The organism is Bacteroides sp. GM023 (assembly GCF_014750685.1).
Classification (GTDB): Bacteria; Bacteroidota; Bacteroidia; order Bacteroidales; family Bacteroidaceae; genus Bacteroides.
In genome coordinates, this window is the sequence record NZ_JAAXGE010000036.1 from 1 (window position 1) to 2277 (window position 2277).

Annotated in this window: 2 protein-coding genes; one reads left to right on the top strand and one right to left on the bottom strand. The window is 33.9% G+C overall.

Annotation, left to right across the window (positions count from 1 at the left end; genetic code table 11):
* Positions 1-958, top strand: a 958-nt coding sequence (locus tag HC965_RS26565; RefSeq protein ID WP_304522379.1) for a TaqI-like C-terminal specificity domain-containing protein, incomplete at its 5' end; no start/stop codon positions are given.
* A 435-nt stretch (positions 959-1393) separates the two neighbouring features.
* Here HC965_RS26565 and HC965_RS26570 read toward each other — a convergent pair.
* The coding region (locus HC965_RS26570) for a TaqI-like C-terminal specificity domain-containing protein (protein WP_304522380.1) at positions 1394-2277 on the bottom strand (884 nt) is incomplete at its 5' end.

Below are 2277 nucleotides of genomic sequence, written 5' to 3' on the forward strand. Positions count from 1 at the left end.
TTGCGCAGTAACGAATAAACAAGCTAAAGATAGCATAAAACATTTGAGCGTTTTTGTGGAGCAATGTGGTAACTCTTGCCGTTTTGATAGTTCAAATTCATGGGTAATTCTATCACCTATTGAAATGAGTATTAAATGTAAGATAGAAGCTGTAGGTGTACCATTGAAAAATTGGGATATCAAAATCAACTATGGTATAAAGACAGGTTTTAATGATGCTTTCATTATTGATACAAATAAAAGAGAAGAAATACTCGCTAACTGCCAAACAGAGGATGAAAAAAAGAGGACTGCTGAAATTATACGACCAATTTTGAGAGGCAGAGATATAAAGAGATATGGCTATAACTGGGCTGAGAAGTATCTGATTGCAACATATCCTTCTCGTCATTACGATATAGAACAATATCCTGCAGTAAAAAACTACCTCTTGACTTTTGGTATTGAAAGGCTAGAGCAGACTGGCAAGACTCACATCGTTAATGGTGAGAAAGTGAAGGCTCGTAAAAAAACTAACAACAAGTGGTTTGAAACTCAGGATAGTATCAGTTATTGGGAGGATTTTGATAAGCCAAAACTCATATGGAAAATCATTGGAAGTAAACTTGCTTTTACTGTAGAGACAAAAGGGCATGTTGTCAATAATGCGTGCTACTTAATGACAGGAGATTACTTGAACCATATTCTGGCTTTTCTAAACTCTCCTCCTCTTATATGGTATAGTGAAATTACCAATATGAATAAAACTGGAGTTGGAGATGCTCAGGTTGGGGCTCAAAATATTATTATATTCCCCATACCAAAACCCAGCCCCCAATATAATATTGTGTCAGACGCGGCAGGAGAATTGCTAAAAACCTTTACGAAAGAAAAAATGGAAGAATTACAACGTATAATATATGACATATTTGAATTTACAAAAGACGAAATCGATTATCTGAATCGACAGAACTTATAAATGAATATCATTGTTCGATAAGTGTTGTGTTGCAATGTTTGTCGAACAATGGATATATAAGGATTTCTCTAAGCTCAAAAAGATTTTATTCTTCGATTTTGTTATAATAACAATGAGGTATTAGAGTTTGACTGCAAATGTTTTGCAATAGGTAACAATATAAAATTAGTCTTTTGCGTGCAACTAAATTCTTTTATGGGGCATTACCTTCTTAAAGATGCATATAGAATGGGAAGAGGCGATTTACTAATAATTGTGTAAACTGTTAGACCTTTTAAAATACCTATAATAACCAATAAGCGGAACTTAGAATTTGAAAAGGATCTAACAGAATTGGTTTATCGTAGTTCAATAAAAAATGAAAACAAGATAAGTTGCAAGTTTTCGACCTATACAACTTATCCCATGAAGAAAATAGATTGAAGAAAATTTCACTTATTTAATCTCAATGTTTCCAATAACTTTGCGTTCCTCTACAGTCAAGTCATACAAATCAAATAACATGTTGTCAATAACTATTGTTTGCTCTTTTGTATAATCTGATTGCAACCGATTAATAGCAGTCTTAAAAAGCTCATCTGATTCACCTGAAATTTTTTTAACAGGAATCTTATCAAAGAATATTTTACTCAATTCTCTTGTTCCGCCTTGTAGTTCTGGAAATGAGTCTCGGAAACAGAATTTGAATATGGATGAATTAAAGAATGCTGTAAGATATGCCATATTTTGACCTGTTATAATAAAGCACTTCTGGTTTGTTACAAATTTGTCCTCATCATAAACAAATGGCATATATTTAGTCATATTTGGATATATAATTTTTGGCTTATCAAAATCCTCCAAATAAGCGCAGTTACGCAGATTATAAGGAGTATCCCCTTGATCTGCACGTTTCGAAATTTTGTCCCAATACTGGTCTAAATGAGCCTTTAGAGCAGGATAATCCTCTATAAGGATACGAGGAAACTTTTCCTTTGTCCCATTGTGTGTATTGATAAGCCAAAGGTTTGCCCAGTTATAGCCATATCTCTTTATATCTCTGCCTCTCAAAATTGGTCGTATAATTTCAGCAGTTCTCATTTTTTCATCTTCTGTTTGGCAATTGGCTAGTATTTCGTCTCTTATCTCTGTCGAAATAATAAAAGCCTCATTATAGCCTGTGAGTACACCACGATAAATGTTAATGTCCCAATCTTTAAGTGGTGTGCCTACGGATTCAATTTTTCGCTTTATACTTTGTTCGATGGGCGAAAGAATGGTCCAAGATGCACCTTCTGAAAAGTCACAAACAGAATAGTGCTGCTCCACAAAAACGCTCA